Genomic DNA, 20,139 nt, shown 5'->3' with positions numbered 1-20,139 from the left:
TGCCCCTTCCTTTTATTTCGTAAACTGTGCTTCTTCTGTAGATCCTTTTAACGCTGTCGTTGATGAAGTTCCGCCTGTAATCACTTGTGCAACTTCATCAAAGTAACCTGTTCCTACTTCGCGTTGATGACGTGTTGCAGAGTAGCCGTTTTTTTCTGCTGCAAATTCAGCTTGTTGTAGTTCAGAGTATGCTGCCATGCCGCGCTCTTTATAGCCACGTGCTAGTTCAAACATACCGTAATTTAATGAATGGAATCCAGCAAGTGTTACGAATTGGAACTTATAACCGTAAGATGCGATTTCCTTTTGGAAGCTCGCAATTGTTTTTTCATCTAGTTTTTGTTTCCAGTTGAATGAAGGTGAACAGTTATATGCAAGTAACTTTCCTGGATGCTCCTTATGAATTGCGTCCGCAAATCGTTTTGCATCTTCTAAATTTGGTTCCGACGTTTCACACCAAACGAGGTCTGCATACGGTGCATACGCTAAACCGCGCGCAATCGCTTGATCAAGACCTGCATTCGTACGGTAAAATCCTTCTGGTGTTCTTTCTCCTGTAATAAATGCTTTATCAACAGGATCGATATCGCTCGTAATTAAATCAGCTGCATCTGCATCTGTTCTTGCAACGATAATTGTTGGCACTCCCATTACATCTGCTGCAAGACGTGCAGAAATTAAATTACGTACCGCTGTTTGCGTTGGTAGTAGTACTTTTCCACCTAAATGGCCACATTTTTTCTCTGAAGATAATTGATCTTCAAAATGCACACCTGATGCACCTGCTTCAATCATACCTTTCATCAGTTCGAATACGTTTAATTGTCCACCAAATCCAGCTTCTGCATCTGCTACAATCGGTACGAAATAGTCTGTATCATCGCTTCCTTCCATATGTTGAATTTGATCCGCACGTTGAAGTGTTTGATTAATTCGTTTCACTACAGCAGGTACGCTGTTCGCTGGATATAAACTTTGGTCTGGATACATATGTCCAGAAAGGTTTGCATCAGCTGCCACTTGCCAACCACTTAAGTAAATCGCTTTTAACCCAGCTTTTACTTGTTGCATCGCTTGATTTCCTGTTAATGCGCCAAGTGCGTTAATATAGTCTTCTGTATGAAGCGATGTCCAAAGCTTCTCAGCACCGCGGCGCGCTAATGTATGTTCAATATCAATTGATCCGCGCAGGCGAATTACATCTTCTGCCGAATATGGACGTGTGATCCCTTTCCAACGCTCATCTAATTCCCAGCTTTCTTGTAATTTCTCGATTCTTTCGTTTTTCATTTATTCCATCCCCTTTTCATTTTTTATAAAATTTCATAACCTGGTAATGTTAAAAATGGTACGAATTCATCATTTCGAACGAGATTTGTAAACAACATTGTCGCCTCTTGGAATCTCCCTTTCTTAAAGGCTTCCTTACCAATCTCTCTTTCTATTTTTGCTAATTCTTCTTCTTTTAGCTCTTCCATTAATTCAAGCGTAATATTACGACCATCATTTAGTTTTCCACCTTCATGACGAATCCATTGCCATACTTGTGCTCTTGAAATTTCAGCAGTTGCCGCATCTTCCATTAAGTTATAAATGGGTGCTGCTCCCCGTCCGCTTAACCAAGATGCAATATATTGAATACCTACGCTAATATTCATGCGAAGGCCCTCTTCTGTAATCGTTCCCACCGGTACCTCTAGTAAATCGTTTTCTGTTACACATATTTCTTCACGTTTTCTGAAAATTTGATTTGGTGTTTTCATAATGTGATTAAATACTTCCATTGCAACCGGTACAAGTCCAGGGTGAGCAACCCAAGTCCCGTCATGACCGTCTAAAGCTTCGCGCTCCTTATCAGCACGCACTTTTTCAAAAGCTGCTTCATTCGCTTCTGGATTATTTTTAATCGGAATTTGTGCCGCCATTCCTCCAATTGCTGGTGCATTACGGCGGTGACACGTTTGAATTACTTTCAAAGAATACGAACGCATAAATGGCGCTGTCATCGTGACTTGTGCTCTATCTGGTAGTAAGAATTTATTATGATTACGGAAACTCTTTAAAAAGCTAAAAATATAATCCCATCTTCCACAGTTTAAGCCAGCAGAATGATCTTTTAGCTCATACAAAATTTCATCCATTTCAAACGAAGCGTGAATCGTTTCCAGTAACACAGTTGCTTTAATCGTTCCATTTGGAATGCCGATATATTTTTGAGCAAATACGAATACATCATTCCATAATCTCGCTTCTAAATAACTTTCCATTTTCGGTAAGTAAAAGTATGGGCCGCTCCCTTTTGCTAAAAGAGCTTTCGCATTATGGAAAAAGTACAAGCCGAAATCTACTAAGCTACCTGACATATTTCCCCCATCAACTTGCATATGCTTTTCCTCTAAATGCCATCCTCTTGGACGTACAATGAGTACAGCTGTTTTCTCATTTAATCTATATTCTTTCCCTTTATCATTTTCATGTGAAATCGTTCCCTTTACTGCATCTCGTAAGTTGATTTGACCTTCCACTGCATTTTCCCAAGTTGGTGAATTCGAATCTTCAAAATCCGCCATAAAAAGATGCGCTCCTGAATTTAAAGCGTTAATGACCATCTTTCTATCTACCGGTCCAGTAATCTCTACGCGGCGATCCTCTAAGTCTTTTGGCAGCTTGGCAATTGTCCAATCCGCTTCACGTATGTGTTTTGTTTCTTCTAGAAACTTCGGAAACTCCCCTGCATCAATTCTCTTTTGTTTTTCTACACGTTTTTGTAAAAGTTCTATGCGGCGCTCATTAAAATTCTCATGTAGTTCCTTCAAAAAACTAAGCACCTCAGGTGTCAATATTTCGTTGTACGCTGGTAACATTTCTCCAACGAGTGTAACCCGTGAAGTTTGCGTCGACATATTAGCATCCCCTTCTTAAACTGTTTTATAACAGATTTGATTTCATGTTTTATATTATATAACAAATCTTCAGAAAAGGAAGTTTTTTTTGAAAATTCACTTCATTTTTTTCAAAACGCCATTCTTTCGCGCTTTATTTCATACAAAAAAAGGCCGCTGTTATACAACAACGACCTTTTTGTATTATTTTTAAATTTCACTTTGACTAGTTAAACTTTATTACTGCCCTTGTTCCATATCATGCAATATTGCTCTATGTAAAAACTGTGCGTATTGTTCTCTCGTTACCTTCATAGACGGACCAAATTTACCTTCTCCGATTCCCATTGTAATACCATTTGTTTGTACTGCACTAATTGCATTCGTTGCCCATGAATTTGCTGAAACATCATTAAAGTTATGAGATCCCTTTGCCTGTAAGTCAAAAGCATTCGTAAGAACTTGTGCCATTTCCGCACGCGTTAACGTCGCCTTCGGTCTAAAGTTTCCATTCTCGTCTCCCTGGAAAATTCCCATTTCCGTTAAAGCCAATATTTCCTCGATAAAGCTTGTTGAATTTTCATCGATATCTCCATATGGGTTTTCATATTCATCTTGTTCTTCCATATCAAACACACGGTAAATTAAAGCTGCAACTTGCTCACGTGTTACATTATCCCCAAAACCGAATATTCCATCGCCATATCCCAAAATAATTTCTTGTTCCGCTAAATCATGAATCGCCTCATATGCCCAATGCCCTTTTGGTACATCTTTAAATACAATTGTATTTGTTTTTTGCAACGGTGCACTTTCCGCTTTTACATTGTTACTCTCTGCTGAGAATAACACCCCACCCATAATTGTTAATGCTGTAGCTGTTTTTAATAATTTTTTGCTCATTACATTTCCTCCCCAATATGTATATGTTTTTTCAAATATACATAACAAATAGTATAGTAACAATATATTTTCCGACACATTTCGTGACGGTTTTGTGAATCATATTACACATCATGTCTTTTTTATGGGGTTGATTATAAAGCTTATGTATAACATTAAAAATACATAAAAACGAATAATAATTCTTTTTTAAACAAACAAAAAAGCACAAATATTTCTATTTGTGCTTTCATATTTCACTCTATCTCCAATCCTCTTTCAAATGATAATTAATAATCGCATTATTAATAAATTGAGCATATTGTTCTCTAGGTACAGGGCGATTTAATTCATACATGCCATTCCCAGTTCCTCTTACAACATTATTAGATTGTAGCGCACTAATTGCATCTTCTGCCCAGTGGCCTTTTGGAATATCTTTAAATGTATGTTTTTGCTTCGTTTCAAAAGTAAATGCTCGTTTTAAAATGACAGCCATTTCCGCTCTAGAGACTGGTGCTTTCGGCCTAAAGTTCCCTTGCCCATCCCCTGTAAAAACACCACGTTTTGTTAACGCCAAAATTTCCTTTTTAAAAGTTGTTGTACTATCAGAAATATCTTTATACGGATTCGCTACTGATCCTTCTTCTTTCATTTCAAGTGTTCTGTAAATAATACCAGCTACTTGTTCACGTGTTGTAAGATCACCAACACCATACTTCCCGTTTCCATACCCTAATATAATTTTATGATATGCTAAATCCATAATAGCGTCATATGCCCAAAACCCGTATGGAACATCTTCAAACACAATCATTTGTGGATACTCTTCCGCTTTTACAGGCGTCACATTCGTCCCTGCAAATATCCCTCCTGCCATTGTCGCAATCATCATTACACCCAATATTTTTTTCTTCATCGTCCTCTCTCCCTATTTCATTCAAATAAAATGAACTTCATTGTTTCAGGAGTACTATTTTTTGGTGAATGTAAGATAAAATGCAAATCTTCTAGAAGAAATATTTCCACTACCTTTCTGCTTTATGCCTCCTTCTTCCTTTTTCAAAAAGGAAGTTGTCACATCTAAGGTGTTATATACTAAAACATTCTACAATCTCTTTATAAACTCCTTTTCACTTTACAACTTCCCTTTATTGGCGCGTAAAGGAGATGCCTAATGAAGGTTACTATATTCATGATTTATATTTCAGAGGTAGCATTCCTCTCCACTGATAACTCGCCTTCTCTTCCCTTGCGAAAAGTTAGCGCCATCCCTACAAATATAAGGATAATCCCTACTACTTGCATACTAGTTGGTCTAAATCCGGTAAAAACAGTATCTAATAATATTGCAACAGCAGGATCTAAAAACACTAATACAGAAATAATTCTCGTCGATAAATGTCTTAAACTGTCAAAAAATAAGTAATATACAAATCTAGTATGTACAGATCATCACCTTGAAAATGCTCGAAATCTAAGAATAGTAGTAATAAAAAAAGCATCCTTTTTTCTTAAAAGAGGATGCTTTTTTATATTTATTAACACTCAAATATGCTACTACTTTTGAAGAGTAAATTGGCCAACTATTTGTTTTAATTTTCCTGCTGCGTTATGCATATGTTCAATTGAAACCGAAATCTCTTGAACAGATTTTTCTTGCTGTTGAATAGACTCTTTTACCCTATCAGTTCGGTCAGATGATCTTTGGGAAATTTGAGCCATGTCTTCTGCAGAAGCCGAGATTTCCTCACTACTCGCTGCAATTTCATCTGTAGACATAGATACCGTTTGAATTTGCTCAGATACTTGCTGTACTTTTTCTGTAATTGTTCCAAATACTTTTTCTGTGTGCATTACTACTTGTGTACCTGCCTGTACCTCATTATCTACTTTCCCCATCATATGTACCGTATGGTTCGTTGTTCCCATAACTTGAGTAATAAGATTCTCAATTTGTTTTGCAGAATCACTAGATTGTTCTGCTAATTTCCGCACTTCATCTGCCACAATTGCAAATCCTCTACCACTTTCACCAGCACGTGCAGCCTCAATTGCGGCGTTTAATGCTAATAAGTTAATCTGAGAGGTAATACCTTGCATAACATCAATGATTTTAACAATTTCTTCTGATTGTTCTTTCATAGTCTCTACTTGTTTCACACCGCTATGTACCGAATTTTGGATTGTATCCATCTGTTGAATCATTTGTTTCATTAATTTGTTACCATTCTCTGCATCTAATGCTGATTGAGCAGACAATTCATTTACAGAGGACGATGTATTGACTATACTCTGCATTCCTTGTGTCAATTCTTCCATCGCACCCGCAGTTTGTTCCATTGCTTGCATTTGACTCTCTGCACCATTTGCAACTTCTTCAATATCCATAGTGATTTTCTTCGCTGCACTACTAGATACTTCTGATGCAGATGCTACTCCGTCTGCATGTTGGAATAAAAGCTGAATATTATTCTCTACTTCTTGCATATTTGTTCTTAGCCCTGCAATCATCTCGTTAAAATTACTTACTAATACACCTAATTCATCCTTAGCATTATAATCACCATGTACAGTTAAATCTCCTTCTTTCGCTCTTTCCATCATACGACTAACCGTTTGTAACGGAGCAACTATAAGCCTACTAATAATATAACTTACTATACATATAACGATTGTAGTAACTACTACAAGAATGATAAAGGTAATAACGGATCGATCAATCATTTTTTGAGAATCTTTAAACACTTGATCAGCTAAGTTTGAAACATACGATTCTAGATCCACTGCATAACCAGCTAACTCTATTCCCTTCGGTTTTAATTCCTTCTGAAATTCATTTACCATTTGTGACTCATTTGTTGCCTTCGCCTTTTCAAATAATTTTTTATATGTATCTTTATAACTTGGCAAAGATTTCTTCATCTTCTGAAACAGTTCATCCTCTTGCTTACTTAAATTAAAACCATCATCATATTCTTTTAATAAAGAATCATATTTTTTAAGATCCTTTTCAATATTATCAATTATCCCCTCTTTATTTGCCACTTCATTTTGTGATGCAGTAATTAATTCTAATAAGTTATATTCTAGTGAATTTTGTGTGCGAAGCATTCCTTCTAATAAAATTGCAGAATATTGATAATCATCTACTACAACCTCTGTATCGTGCTTAATCTTATTAATGGAATTAATTGCTACACTGCTCATAATTACCATACCTAAAACTGCTAATGAAATAAGCGATAATAATTTATATTTCACTTTTAAATTTTGTAAAAAATACATTTTTCCACCTTTATTCCTTTATATATAGATTTTTAGAATTTTATAGCTTATTATTTACAAAATCTCAATAAAAAGCAATGATAAATATTCCCAATATCAAACTTATATCTCTATAAAAAAAGAAGTAGCTATCATGCTACTCCTTTTTGCTTTGTTTCTCATATTGTTCAAACGTGTGAATTCTTTCAAAAATTGGTGGGTGGGTGTATAAGAAAAACTTCACTAACGCAGGCGGATTTACTTGGCTTAAACTTGTTTTTGATAAATATTGAAAAGTTTTCACACCAGATTTCCCGTCCTTCGTCATATTTAAAGCATATTGATCTGCCGCTCTTTCTTCTATACGTGAAACGTAGTTTGTTGCTGGTTGTGCTGCAAAAGAGAGTATAGAAGAAATTAAGAAAAATAAAGGTAAAATGGAGAAACATGCCACTTTTGAAATTTGCAATGTATCTCCCCATTTGCGAATACACATATTTATAATACGACTAATTAAAAACATACCTATAAACGATAGCAATACATAACTTGCAACGCCAAAGTATATATGCTTCATAACATAATGTCCCATTTCATGAGCCATGATAAATAATATCTCTTTATCTTTTAACTGCTTAAGCGTTGTATCCCACATTACAATACGGGCGTTAGGACCAATTCCTGTTACGTAAGCATTTAATGCATTCGTTTTTTCTGACATATTTACTTCATATACGTGTTTAGCAGGAATGTCAGCTTTGTCTGCTATCGCTAAAATTTTCGTTTCTAATTCTTTATTTTTCAGCGTTGAGAAGTCGTTATAAAGCGGATCAATAACGACAGGCTGTATGAATGTTAAAAAGATTGTAAATGGAACAGAGAGCGCCCACCCTGCTAGCCACCACCTCTTCGGAAATTTACGGATAAGCCATAATAGAACGGTAACTACGATTAACATAGTCGCATAACTTTCCCAAAAACCGATAACATGATCTTTTATCCAGCTTTGTGTACTTTGTGTTGAAATGCCGTAATCAACGGATACTTTCCGGCCAATCCATTGCATCGGTAAGGCAAGCACTGTTGTCAGTAATGATAAATAAAAGAGATAAATCGCAACTTGCAAGACACTTATTTTAGTCGTTTCCTTCGACCATTTCTCAAACTTTCTTGAAATACCTAGCACAAGTACAAATAATAAAATAATCCATTCAAGAGGCGTCGCTAAAAAGTATAGTAAATTTTTCACGCGCGAATAATCTTGGCTTAGCGTAAGCTCTCTAGCACTCATAAACGTTTCTGGATCTGCACTTGTTCCTTTATACATGTCCGGAATAAGTTCATGATTCCATCCAAATAAATACCAATATATAAGTAACGCAAATCCAACGTACAAAAAAAGCGACCAACCAATAACCTTCCTCACGCTATTCCCTCCTCTATGCTGCCTGTCTATTATTATTGTAAGTTCGTACACGCTAAATTAGAACAAGCTTATTATGTGAATTGCTCTGGATCTTTTTATTTACATAAAAAAACTCTTCTACATAAGAAGAGTTTTACCTATCTTTAAACACTTTCTTCGGTTCATAATCCGGAAGCACTTACAAACCAACGCCTTTTACATATCAAATATACTCATAGTCTTGAAAGAATAGCGTCGTTATAATAAAGCGAAACTTTAATCAGTGGGGTCTTACTGCCCGACAAATAGCGGGATAATCTTAAAAAATCCGATTAAAACTAGTACGTACCCTACTTGCTTTTTAGATAACATAAAGAGCCTCTTTAAGGAAGTACATCTATTAATAAACTAAAATCTTGTAAAGAGAAGGAACTATATTTCATAATACCCTGTACAGCTAAAAGTAAAATAAGACCGATCACACACATATAGTTAACGCTTTCTTCACTCTTTTTTTCAGTAACGACTCCACCACTTATACATAAAATCCCCAACAAATGGAGCGCTAAATACATGAAAAAGTAAGCTTCCTCCCAGCGCAAAATAACATTCACTGTCGTTATTAACACTAGACTAAGTAAAATCAAATAAAAAAACTTATTTGATGATATCGTTTCATTCATATAATTTTATACATCCCTTTCAAATTTAGAATTAATGATGTTTCAAAGCTATAAAGTAAATGATTGTTTTCATACTATAAAACAAAAGGAAAGCCACTATTACTTTCTCGAATACTTTATGAACCCACATATACTTCTCTCCATTTTTTCTGAAGATGCGCTTCATCATTTCTTCTACAATTAGACCAAATATTAGTACAACTCCTAATACAATAAGAAGAGAAATAATATTTTCTTTTAAATGATTACTAGAAAACAAATACTACAGGTTGAATCCAATTACAAAAGCTTTTATCACACATATCTGCAATAGACGTAGCATCTATAATTTCTTTTAATATTTTTTCAACCGTCTTCTTCATCTTATTTACTCCCGACTACATCTGAAAAGCTCTTTTCCTGCTCTGCATATATAACTGGCACTTCTTTACTCCAATACTTGCGATTAACAAATAAAAAGATAAGTACTAAGTTTAATCCCGTTATAAATATAATAAGTCCAGGAAAGAATGTCGTATAATTTGAGAAGTCTGCAAAACTCATAATTTTTTCTCTACTTATTAAAAAAGACGCGCCCATTACAAATGCATTGTTTAACATATGTATTGCAATTGGCATGAGTAAACTTTCCGTACGAATATATACGATCGACAATACGATGCTGAATATGGCTGCACCGAGGAAATCAACATGTAACAATGCAAACAATATTGCTACAACGATGGTCGCTATGCTCGTTCCCCATTTTGTTGCAAAGCGTTGAAGTAAAAATCCGCGAAAAACAAACTCCCCGATAATTGGTGCGATGAATACAACCCTAATGACTTGATATACATATCCCCCAGTACTATCTATAATCGGTTCATGCAATGCATTCATAATAAAGTCTGGTGTGATCCATGCAAAACTATACATATACAAAATAAGATACCCGTAACTAAATATGCATAACATAACCGTAATGTATAAAACTTGCACCAAGTTAAATGTTTCATTTTTATTAACAAACAATGAAAATGAAATGCGATGCTTTTTATACTCATAAAAAATCCATACCATCGGAAGGATATAGAATATAAGGATATTTATAAAAGAAGAATTTTGTATATGAAATATACTTGTTAGCAAATCGCCACTACTTCTCGCTATTAAAATTAATAGTGCAAATACAATTAAAAAATATCTAGCTCGCATCACTTGAAACGGATTCACACTCATCTCCTCCCCTATGTTACTTTTATCATATCATTTGATTCTTAATTTTTTGCGAAAGAAAACCTTAAAATTTCCTTAAAAATTCCATAAGTTACAAAAGGATGATATGATATTCGAGAAAATTAGGAGGGATTTTTATGTACCAAGCAAATATTTTACTCGTTGATGATGAAACAGCAATTTTACAATTACTAACTACCATTCTTGAAAAAGAAGGTTTTTCTCATATTACAACTGCAACATCAGCTGAAATAGCTTTATCTCTAACTAAGGAAAACAATTACGATTTAATTATTTTAGATGTAATGCTTCCTGGACAATCTGGTTTTGATATTTGTCCAATCATTCGCCAACAAACAGATTGTCCCATTTTCTTCCTATCAGCAAAAGCATCTGATTTAGATAAAATATCTGGATTTTCATACGGTGCGGATGATTATATTACGAAGCCCTTTAATCCATTAGAAGTAGTAGCACGCATGAAAGCACAGCTTCGGAGACATATGAAACAAGCAGTACCGCACGAACAAAAATCACACTCGATTTCATTTGGAAGATTTGAAATTGATCAACACTCTGCAGAACTGACAGTGGATGGTCACATTGTCGAATGTTCCGCTCAACTCTTTCAACTACTACTCTTCTTTTGCGAGAATCCGAACTACGTATTTTCGAAAGAGGAAATATACGAAAAAGTTTGGGGAGCACCTGCCTATAATGGCGATGACAACACTGTTATGGTCCACATTCGAAAACTACGTGAAAAAATTGAACACGATCCAAGTAAACCAGAATATATAAAAACTGTTCGCGGCCTTGGTTATAAGTTCGTTACAAAGTAGGGTGAAGATATGAATTTTAATAAACGACTTATTATTCAATTTATCATGCAACACGTTTTTGTTTTAGTTACATTACTTATCGCTGTAGTTGCTGCTTTTACTTATTTAATTTTTCTTCTTACTAGTACTTTATATGAACCTAACATTCCAGATTCTGATAGTTTTACGATTTCAAGATACATCTCTTCAGAAGATGGGCATATTTCATTACAATCTGAAGTGCAAGATTTAATAAAGGAGAAAAATGATTGGCTCCAAGTTGTAGATGAAAACGGAAAAATCCTCTACCACTTTAATACACCAAATGATGTTCCGAATGCTTATACGAAGACATCTTTAGTCGCATATATACAACATCATATCGAAAGTAATTATAAATTTACATATTGGGAAATTGAATTAGAAGAAAAGAAAGTACTTGTTATTTATGGTGGTATGTTAAAAAGCAATGCTTTACTAACAGCAATTCAAAAGGAGCATTCCTCTTTAACAATGGATTCGTTCACATTAACAGATCAAGAAAAACAGTTACTGTCTAAAGAAAAAGCAGCACTTCAAATATTTAATCAAAATGGCGAAGAGGTTTTTTCTTATACAACCGGAAAGAAAAAAACATTTTCAGCAATACAAATCGCCCTTAATGAAAAAGAACCTTGGAATCATAAAGAAAACACCTCTAGCTTTTACGATGCAAATAGTGGCAACCTTCTCGTTGTAACTGCAAAAAATGATCACTACTACCCAGATGACGAAATTGAAGATGTATTTACTAAGAAGTTTCTCATTGGATGCGGATTAATCCTTCTTATCGTATTTGTTTATTTAGTCATTCTTTCTATTTGGTATGGTAATAAATTCGGGAAACCGTTATTACATGCGATGCGCTGGCTTAAAAATATCGCTGGTGGAAAGTATGAAGAACCTATTAGTAAAAAAGGAAAGCCTGTCAGGTTCCGGCGATCTGGTAAAGAAAAATGGTCATTCCGTTTGTTTAGAGATGTGACAAGTTCACTAGAACACCTTTCTATTACACTCAAGAAAAATGATGCGATGAGGCAAGTACTTCAGCAAACACGAGAAGAATGGATTACCGGTCTAACGCATGATTTAAAAACACCACTTAGCTCTATATATGGCTACGCATTATTACTAGAATCGAATCAATACAACTGGACCGATCGTGATATTCAACAATTTGGTAGTGTTATGAAAGAGAAATCTCAATATATGACGACATTAATTGATGATTTAAGCTTAACGTATCAATTAAAAAATAATAGCCTTCCTGCACAGCACGTAAACGTTGAAATCAATCAGTTCGTCCAAAAAGTATTATTGCAATTTATTAATAATCCAACACTTCAAAATCAAAATATTGAATTCGTACCGAGCTCAAATAAAATTCAATATTTCATTGAAGAAAAATGGTTCCAGCGTATTATCGAAAACTTACTCGTAAATGCTGTAAAACATAATAACGAAACAACTACTGTCATCGTAAAACTATCACAAAACGCCAATTCCTTTATACTCTCCATTTCGGATGACGGAAAAGGAATGGATGAAAAAACGAAAGAACTTCTATTTGAACGATATTACCGCGGAACAAACACAGAAGAAAGCAACATCGGAACTGGACTTGGCCTAGCCATTACAAAACAGCTCGTTCATGCTCATAACGGGACAATTTCCGTTGATAGTGCACTCGGAAAAGGAACGACGATTATTCTTGTGTTTCCGTTTCGTTCGTAGGAAAGACGCTATGTGGCGTCTTTTCTTATGGGGAAGTTTGATGGTACATGAAATTATGTTACTCGCCTTTTATTCTAGCTTATTGCGATAGTTCGGCGGTATATGAAGTTATATCAGCGATTTTTAAGATATATCGAATTGCCAACAAAAACCAACAATACCAGTCTACTTCCCCTACTATACAAAGTAAAAATAAAACTATTAACAAATACATTTCTAAACTGTTATACTATAAATAGAAGTATAAACTAAATAAGTTTTGCATAAAATGAAGTAGACGAGGTGCTTCCAACACCCCGTCACTGCAACTAATTACCGCGAGGTGGAAGGTTGCAACTAAAGCTTATTTGCGCTTAGAAGACTTCCCACGCTTCGCAGGCAGACGGGTGGTCTTCTTTTTGCGCTTTTTTGCCGTTAATTTCTTAAATCCCAAAACTATACCTTCTCTAGCTATAGTTTTTGTGATTTCCAACAAAATTTGCAAAAGAAATTCCATACGATTACACCTCCTTACTCCATTAAATGAAGAAAGGGCATAACCTTCCACCCGCAATATTTAATTGCTATTTTATTTTACCATTTTCATATGTATTACAGATGAGGCAATACAAATTTAACAATCTACTCGTAAAAATAACCTTTCACAACTCACTATGAAAGGTCATCTCCATATTTTAGCTATTTCCCTACTAACACAAACACATTCTCATCAGGTGCTTCCATTACTGCAACATGTCCTGATTCCGTTGGAAATGTTTCGCGAATCCATTTTACATCTTTATTATCTTTTAAACTTTCATACGTTTGTTGTACATCTTCTACTAATACTTCCACTTCCGTAAAATTAATATCCGGATGATTGCTTATTACTAACTCCGAACTTTTCTCATCTGGAAATTTCAATCCTATTAACGTCCAAATAGCTCCTTCTTCTATTTCTCTTTCTATCATCCAGTTTTGCTTCATTCCCATTTCTTTATAGAAAGAAACTGATTTTTCTATATTTTTCGTATGTATAGATACACATTCTAGTTTTTTGAACATTTTCCTATTTCCCCCTTCATGAAAAAGCGAACCATCTCCCAATGATTCGCTCTTACCCTATTATTTTTTCTTCACCGGTATCCAAAGCTCTACTTGTGCAAACTCACTCTTATCTTCGTGGCAACGCTCATCGTACAGTTCAAACTCTGTAACTCCGCAATGTTCATATCCTGAATGCGGGAACCATTCTGAGAATACTGCATTCCAAGTTTGGTGAATAGACGATACCATTTCTTCATGAGGAACTTTCGGCGTTGTAAATACTGCATATGTTGCTGCCGGGAAAGTACGCTTTGCAATTTCATTTGGTACATTTTCAAAATCTGTAACTTCCATTCCGATAATATAAGTGAAGTCTCCTGTTTCTAAATTAAAATCAGTACATAATCCAAGCTCTACCCATTGGCTCGTATCTTTACGATTCGGAATCGTTGTCCCAAGATCTTTTTGTAAATATTCTTGCCAAAATACTGGAATGTCTTGATGGTTTTTCCCTTCTTTACTTGTCGTCTTCAATTCATAACCCGCCACTAAAAATTCTGGTTTATTTACAATACGATATTCCATTTGTATGCCCCCTAAATACGGATTTAATTTTCTTTGCTTTACATTCACTCTGTAATACATCGGTGTTTCGATTTCTTGTTTTCGATATTCACTCGGTGTCATTTGAAATAATTTTTTAAAGGCTCTCGTGAACGTTTCGTGAGATTGAAAGCCATGTTCAAACGCGATATCAATAACTTTTTCATCCGTATGAGAAAGTTGATAAGCTGCCCGGGCTAACCTCCTCTTTCGAACATACTCCATTACTGTATCCCCTACTAACGCCTGAAATACACGATGAAAATGCGACTCAGAAAAACCTGCAACCCGCGCTAAATTACGCAGCGTTTGTTTTTCCATTACATCTTCCTCGATATAATCAATTGACCTTTGAATTTGTGTTTCATAGCTTTCCATCTCTATTCACCCGCCTTATATGTATTATGATAAAAGAGAATCCTATCCAATTCTTGACGTTTTTTACTATAATTCCATAAAAAATTGCAACTTTTTTATATGTATTTCGTTGTTATGTATGAAGGGAGGGAAATGTAGTGAAACGTAAACAATATTTACTCAGAACATATGCAAGATTTATTTCGCTATCTTCTCTCCCTAACCGGAGATTCCCCCTATGCGGAAGATCTCATGCAAGAAACATTTTACCGAATGCTCGTCCATATTGACTATTATAAAGGGGAAGAAATTAGGCCGTGGTTATTTACAATTGCCTACAACGCCTTTATCGATTGGTATCGTAAAGAAAAGAAATATAAAACAACAGCACTTGCAGAATTCCATTTACCAAACGTACCAAGTACAGAACATGCATATTTCGTAAAACATGAGATTGCTAGTTGGTTAGAGAATTTAGCTGCGCTTCCGCTCGAAAGACGAAATGCCCTGCTACTACGAGATTACTATGGATTCTCCTATAAAGAAATAGCAGAAATGACCGGTCTCTCATTAGCAAAAGTAAAAATTGAATTACACCGCGGACGAAAAGACACGAAAAGCATAAAGGAGTGATACAGATGGGTTGTGCAGAATTCAAAAAACTATGGGAGAAGTACGAAAACGGAACATTCACGCATGATGAACAAGAACTGTTAGAAAGTCATATTGAGTCATGTGAAAAGTGTGAAGCTTACTTAGATGAGCTGTTAACAAAGACAGAACCAATTAAGAAAAAGTTACCTCCAAAAGATTTTAAAGTTCCTTTTTGGAGGATTAAGTGGAAACATCGTTTACAAACGTTTGGTTTTATATTATCAATTTGCATCGTTATCTATATAATCGGCGGGGTATTATCAGCCTTTTATTTTCAAGCTAATAATGATAAAAGGCTAGAAGAAATTAGAGAGGTTCCTTCGCTTACACTTGAAGCAACGATCCCAAATAGCCGTGTTATGGGAGGCGGAACAAGTGTAGAAGCTTTTTTCCGTACGAATAGCCAATTTGATTTAGTACGAACCGTGGGTAAAAAAGAAATACCCCTCGGTACAATAGAAACAAAAAGCTTCTTATCATCTGTAGATGTTACGAAGCGAACTTGGATGAATCCGTTCTATCAACCAAAACTCTTCTTTGTTCATCCAAAAACAGAGCAGGGTGATTATTTAAAGGATTCATCAAAAAAAGTATGGGATACACTTGCAAAAGTACATGATGGAACCGTTGCAGAAGTAGCAATTTCTTTTGATAAAGCTTACACTTTAAAAGAATTAGAACCGCTTTTATATAGCATATTTGAAGCACAAGAACTCCCTCCAACTCCTGTATGGTACGCTTTAGATACAGGACAAGAAAGAAAAAATGTAGATGACTATATCCTACATGGCGGAGAAGCTATAGGGTTTCCAGAACATGTAAGATTCCTCGATAATGAAACTGACGGGCGGAAAACGCAAGAAGACAAAGTAACCGAAATGATGCGCGTCCTTTCTATCCATAAAAAAACGGTAAGCAAAATAGCAGCGCTTTCTGAGAAAGAACTAAACTTAGATAAACGTTATCAATATGTAAAGGATAACGGTGTAAAAGTATACGGAATTGTTATTACTGGCCCATCGAAAGAGTTATTAAAATTACAAAACTCCCCGCACGTACGTTATGCGACTCTTGGAGATATTGAGATTTGGAATTGGTTTGATAATTAATAAAAAAATCGCTAAGAAATTAGTAACATCCTACTTTCTTAGCGACTCTTTCAATATAGTACAATCTGCATATATATTTTATATTTCACTAACCGAATCCGTAAATAAAGCATGGAATACGTTAACTTCTCCCATACGTAAACATTCCGTTTCTATATCAGGTATTGCCGTTCTAGCAATCTCACGCTCTACTCTTACAAAACCTTTTGTATTCATTCGTGTTTCAAATTCACAAATGGTATCCATTTCTACATCGATTGTTTCAAAAGTCCATTCCCTTACCTCTTCATCATATGTTGTTTTTAATACGTAGTAATAATAATATTTATCAAGTAAACTAACAAAAACCCCTAAATCAAGACGCTCACCTCTTGATTTTTGTATCCACTCAATATCATCATTTAACATCGGTTCTCTTCCATTTAACAACACGTTATATTCTAGACAATTATATAGGTTTAAATCTGTACAATCTAATACATGCTCATCGCAAAATGTTGACTCGATTAAAGACAAAACTTCCTGTTGAGAGCTTTCGTTTTCTATAAACGTTTCTTTTAGCTCTATAAATCGTTTATGTTCTTTAGATTCTTCGTACAATTCTTCTTCTTTCATAATATTTTTTGGAAAGAATTTGTAAACTATTTCTTTTAATTCATTCATCATTTCAGGCTTTGCCGTTTTAACCATTTTGTAAATCCCCCTATATAAAAAAGAATTCTCACCTCAATAAAGAATCATACCCCAAATATGTTATTAATTAACAATTAAATTATATTAAAATAAACAATATGATTCAATTCTGGTTTTTTAAAATTTTTATGTTATAATAGCTAACTCCGAACATTATATGTATCATAATATAAGAATCACAACAAAAAACGACAAAATTCTTTAAATTACCTTAAAAAATATAAAAATCTATATATAAAGACCGAAAGATTCTAAAGCATCCATTAAAAATATTTATTATTTTTTACACATTAAAAATTAGTACTTTTTTCACAAATTATTATCAATGGAAAACTTTACAATTTTTATTTTTTACCATAAAAGGTATCTTTATGATAAAATGAAATAGTATCGTAAAAATGTAACACATTTCCATACAAACAACCCTTTTTCTTTTAAATCAATTTCACATATATCCCTCTCACCGCTTTTTCATAAGCAATATCATTCATCTGTCTTATGCTTTCTGACACAACAGACGAGTGAATAACTTCATCTTCACAAAGTAACGGAGGATCAATAAGACGGACTTTATTTTTCTGATACAAATCGTAATCGTCTCTATCTTCTTTTACTTTTACATTGGGATGAACTTTTCTTAATAAAGCATGGACTTCTGAATCATTACATTGCTGCAATTTCGAAATAAGCTCAGCATCTTCAAGAAGGAAATCATCTGCATGAATAACCTTTTTATGAAGAGCTAACTTTAACGTTTTCACTAACATATCATTTCCGTAAATATTCATTGGTTTCATAAAGAAATCGATTACTTCTTTGTAATACGTTTCTGTAAACCATTCTGCTACTTCGATACTTTGAAGAACCATCTTCCCTTCTACTGCGATGACATCCTCTAAAAAACTGTGAACTTCTTCTAAAGAAACATACCCATATGTATACATATCTCGTAATGTATAATCCACTCTGTCTGCGCATAATTCTGGTGCTGACCTTTCGAGTAACGTCCATTTCGAATCATCTAACAAAATATCTTCATAGTTATAACCATACTTCGCAAGAATCGCTGGAATTTCTGAGTTTTTCACGACAGAACTAAATATCTCTTCATGATAACTTTCACCCTCATTATGAAAAACGTAATCAATCACGTGGGAAAAAGCAGTATGCGATACGTCATGCAGTAAACCAGCAATCTGTTCTTCTACTGAACCACCTAGTTTTTTCACTAATAACATAACACCCACTGAATGCTCAAAGCGAGTTACATTCCATTTCTCGTTCATTAAGTAACTTGCGCCTGCTTGATGAATTCCCTTTAGTCTTTGCATAGACTTACTTGAAATTAATTCTTCTACTACTTGATCCACTTCAAATTCTCCGTATAGTACATCTGATATGATCACTTACAATCCCCCTTTATTTTGATCGAGTCTTATAATCGTATCTCTTTTATGAAATTAGCACCAACATAAATATTTATTGTTATTTGTTTTTATTTTAAAAAATAGAGAGCCATCAGCTCTCTATTTCATAACCCCTATTCAAATGTAACTTCTACCTGCACAATCTCCGACCTACTTCCAAGTCGAAGCGGCGGTCCCCAGAATCCGAAACCAGAAGAAACAATCGCGTGGAATGCACCTTTTTGTGCGTATCCCCAGTCTAATTCGTACATTCTTCTCGTTACAATATGGTTCGGTGCCATTTGTCCGCGGTGCGTGTGGCCGGATAATAGTAAATCGACGCCAGCATCCGCTGCTTGTTTCAACTCAAATGGTTGATGATCCATTGCGATAACTGGCATCGATTTATCTACCGTACTCATTAATTGTTCAAAGCTTTGGCGATCTCGCTCTGTTTTATCTCTTCTTCCAACGAGATAAAAGTCACCTTCAATTGTAATTACTTCATCTAAAAGAATACGAATATCAATCTTATCCATCTCTTGTAAAAACTCTGGAACCGCTCTACCGTAGTATTCATGGTTTCCTAAAACACCATATACGCCTAATGGTGCTTTCATTTGTTTCATGATTGGTCCCATATTCTTTTGAATGAACACACCTGGATGATCATCGATAATATCACCTGGCAGTAAAATAATATCAGGTTCCATCTCATTTACATGACGAACAAGTCTTTTTAAATGCGAAACGCCAGACAGTTTACCGAAATGCATATCAGAAGCCATCGCAATGCGTAAACTTTTACGCCCCTCTACCTTTTTCGGTATGTGCACCTCGTACTTTCTTACTACCGGACTATACGCATTAAATACTCCATACGCAAAGATAAAGATAAATGCAGCTATCACAGCCGTTCCTGTCCAAATAATTGCCGCTTCTTTCTCCACTGAAAACTGTAAAAGAAAGACCATAATATTAGCTAATGGCAACAACATAAGCGCATATTGTATGACCGCAAACCAAATCGAACCTATCGTTCGCAGAAATGGCAAAAACTTAAACACTTGCACGAGAATGTACGCATATGAAATAAATGCGACTATGAAAGCATAATATCCCCAAGATTCCCAGCCAAATACCGCATGAAGCCAAACCCATCCGTTCCAGCCGATGTAAAACATAAGTAGTGTGTATATAATTAATATGGTAAATATATTGAGATAACGAAGATTCTTCACAGCCAGCCTCCTTATTGATTTCTTCTATTATAACTTGTTATGCACTTATAACGTAAATATTAAGCACTTCGCTCATCATAGTAAAAACCTATAGTTGTTAGACTTGTATCTAACAACTATAG

At 34.9% G+C, this 20,139-nt stretch carries 18 protein-coding genes and 3 pseudogenes; 4 read left to right on the top strand and 17 right to left on the bottom strand.

The genetic code is table 11. From position 1 onward, the window contains the following. Positions 1–12 precede the first annotated feature (12 nt). The 11 genes and pseudogenes from aceA to NZ044_RS05915 all read right to left on the bottom strand — a co-directional run bounded on the left by aceA (position 13) and on the right by NZ044_RS05915 (position 10,331). On the bottom strand, positions 13–1,290 hold the full coding sequence (gene aceA / locus NZ044_RS05960; RefSeq protein ID WP_098506807.1) for an isocitrate lyase: 1,278 nt from the start codon (positions 1,288–1,290) through the stop codon (positions 13–15). A gap of 23 nt (positions 1,291–1,313) precedes the next feature. Beyond that, positions 1,314–2,903, bottom strand: coding sequence for a malate synthase A (aceB, locus tag NZ044_RS05955; protein WP_000107343.1), 1,590 nt, complete (start codon positions 2,901–2,903; stop codon positions 1,314–1,316). Positions 2,904–3,122: 219 nt separating this feature from the next. Further along, on the bottom strand, positions 3,123–3,785 hold the full coding sequence (locus NZ044_RS05950; protein ID WP_012614769.1) for an S-layer homology domain-containing protein: 663 nt from the start codon (positions 3,783–3,785) through the stop codon (positions 3,123–3,125). A gap of 241 nt (positions 3,786–4,026) precedes the next feature. After that, complete coding sequence (locus NZ044_RS05945; protein WP_000727105.1) at positions 4,027–4,683, bottom strand: S-layer homology domain-containing protein; 657 nt, start codon at positions 4,681–4,683, stop codon at positions 4,027–4,029. Positions 4,684–4,964: 281 nt separating this feature from the next. Then, a pseudogene (locus tag NZ044_RS05940) lies at positions 4,965–5,266 on the bottom strand (EamA family transporter); the annotation flags it as partial. A gap of 58 nt (positions 5,267–5,324) precedes the next feature. After that, positions 5,325–6,116: a methyl-accepting chemotaxis protein gene (locus NZ044_RS30825; protein WP_407091010.1), complete on the bottom strand. Its 792-nt coding sequence runs from the start codon at positions 6,114–6,116 to the stop codon at positions 5,325–5,327. Positions 6,117–6,272: 156 nt separating this feature from the next. Continuing rightward, positions 6,273–7,052, bottom strand: a pseudogene (locus NZ044_RS30820) (MCP four helix bundle domain-containing protein); the annotation flags it as partial. A gap of 136 nt (positions 7,053–7,188) precedes the next feature. Next, positions 7,189–8,457 carry a M48 family metallopeptidase gene (locus NZ044_RS05930; protein ID WP_118961636.1) on the bottom strand — a complete coding sequence of 423 codons (1,269 nt, stop codon included), beginning with the start codon at positions 8,455–8,457 and terminating at the stop codon, positions 7,189–7,191. A 362-nt stretch (positions 8,458–8,819) separates the two neighbouring features. Next, positions 8,820–9,119, bottom strand: coding sequence for a DUF2101 family protein (locus tag NZ044_RS05925; protein WP_001006051.1), 300 nt, complete (start codon positions 9,117–9,119; stop codon positions 8,820–8,822). A gap of 31 nt (positions 9,120–9,150) precedes the next feature. Further along, positions 9,151–9,481, bottom strand: a pseudogene (locus NZ044_RS05920) (hypothetical protein). A 1-nt stretch (position 9,482) separates the two neighbouring features. Next, positions 9,483–10,331, bottom strand: coding sequence for a CPBP family intramembrane glutamic endopeptidase (locus NZ044_RS05915; RefSeq protein ID WP_001067982.1), 849 nt, complete (start codon positions 10,329–10,331; stop codon positions 9,483–9,485). A 140-nt stretch (positions 10,332–10,471) separates the two neighbouring features. Between NZ044_RS05915 and NZ044_RS05910 the strand changes: the two genes are divergently transcribed. Together NZ044_RS05910 and NZ044_RS05905 are read left to right on the top strand one after the other, a co-directional pair. After that, positions 10,472–11,176, top strand: a complete 705-nt coding sequence (locus NZ044_RS05910) for a response regulator transcription factor (protein ID WP_000283858.1) — start codon at positions 10,472–10,474, stop codon at positions 11,174–11,176. Positions 11,177–11,185: 9 nt separating this feature from the next. Next, positions 11,186–12,928 carry a sensor histidine kinase gene (locus tag NZ044_RS05905; RefSeq protein WP_001010455.1) on the top strand — a complete coding sequence of 581 codons (1,743 nt, stop codon included), beginning with the start codon at positions 11,186–11,188 and terminating at the stop codon, positions 12,926–12,928. A 343-nt stretch (positions 12,929–13,271) separates the two neighbouring features. On the opposite strand, the gene NZ044_RS05900 is transcribed toward NZ044_RS05905, so the two are convergent. The 3 genes from NZ044_RS05900 to NZ044_RS05890 all read right to left on the bottom strand — a co-directional run bounded on the left by NZ044_RS05900 (position 13,272) and on the right by NZ044_RS05890 (position 14,935). Then, the gene (locus tag NZ044_RS05900; protein ID WP_000394945.1) at positions 13,272–13,424 is read right to left on the bottom strand and encodes a hypothetical protein; all 153 of its coding nucleotides are present in this window, start codon (positions 13,422–13,424) and stop codon (positions 13,272–13,274) included. 182 nt (positions 13,425–13,606) lie between these two features. Continuing rightward, positions 13,607–13,972, bottom strand: a complete 366-nt coding sequence (locus NZ044_RS05895) for a VOC family protein (RefSeq protein WP_118961635.1) — start codon at positions 13,970–13,972, stop codon at positions 13,607–13,609. 60 nt (positions 13,973–14,032) lie between these two features. Continuing rightward, positions 14,033–14,935, bottom strand: coding sequence for an AraC family transcriptional regulator (locus NZ044_RS05890; protein ID WP_000446857.1), 903 nt, complete (start codon positions 14,933–14,935; stop codon positions 14,033–14,035). Positions 14,936–15,103: 168 nt separating this feature from the next. On the opposite strand from NZ044_RS05890, the gene NZ044_RS05885 reads away from it, so the two are divergent. Beyond that, positions 15,104–15,547, top strand: a complete 444-nt coding sequence (locus tag NZ044_RS05885) for an RNA polymerase sigma factor (protein ID WP_002083051.1) — start codon at positions 15,104–15,106, stop codon at positions 15,545–15,547. A gap of 5 nt (positions 15,548–15,552) precedes the next feature. After that, a complete protein-coding gene (locus NZ044_RS05880) occupies positions 15,553–16,677 on the top strand; it encodes an anti-sigma factor (RefSeq protein WP_098506805.1) in 1,125 nt (374 codons plus the stop codon). Positions 16,678–16,755: 78 nt separating this feature from the next. Here the strand turns inward: NZ044_RS05880 and NZ044_RS05875 are convergent, their stop codons facing one another. The 3 genes from NZ044_RS05875 to NZ044_RS05865 all read right to left on the bottom strand — a co-directional run bounded on the left by NZ044_RS05875 (position 16,756) and on the right by NZ044_RS05865 (position 20,017). Further along, positions 16,756–17,367: a hypothetical protein gene (locus tag NZ044_RS05875; protein WP_098506804.1), complete on the bottom strand. Its 612-nt coding sequence runs from the start codon at positions 17,365–17,367 to the stop codon at positions 16,756–16,758. Positions 17,368–17,804: 437 nt separating this feature from the next. After that, positions 17,805–18,776 (bottom strand): HD domain-containing protein, encoded by a 972-nt coding sequence (locus NZ044_RS05870; RefSeq protein WP_016097884.1) that lies wholly within the window; start codon positions 18,774–18,776, stop codon positions 17,805–17,807. A 134-nt stretch (positions 18,777–18,910) separates the two neighbouring features. After that, positions 18,911–20,017, bottom strand: a complete 1,107-nt coding sequence (locus NZ044_RS05865; protein WP_016097883.1) for a metallophosphoesterase — start codon at positions 20,015–20,017, stop codon at positions 18,911–18,913. Between the last annotated feature and the right edge of the window lie 122 nt (positions 20,018–20,139).

This window comes from Bacillus sp. FSL K6-1338, assembly GCF_038006965.1.
In the GTDB taxonomy this organism is placed as follows: Bacteria; Bacillota; Bacilli; order Bacillales; family Bacillaceae_G; genus Bacillus_A; species Bacillus_A thuringiensis_S.
The sequence above is the reverse complement of the archived record's forward strand: the minus strand, read 5'-3'. Positions and strand labels throughout refer to the sequence as shown.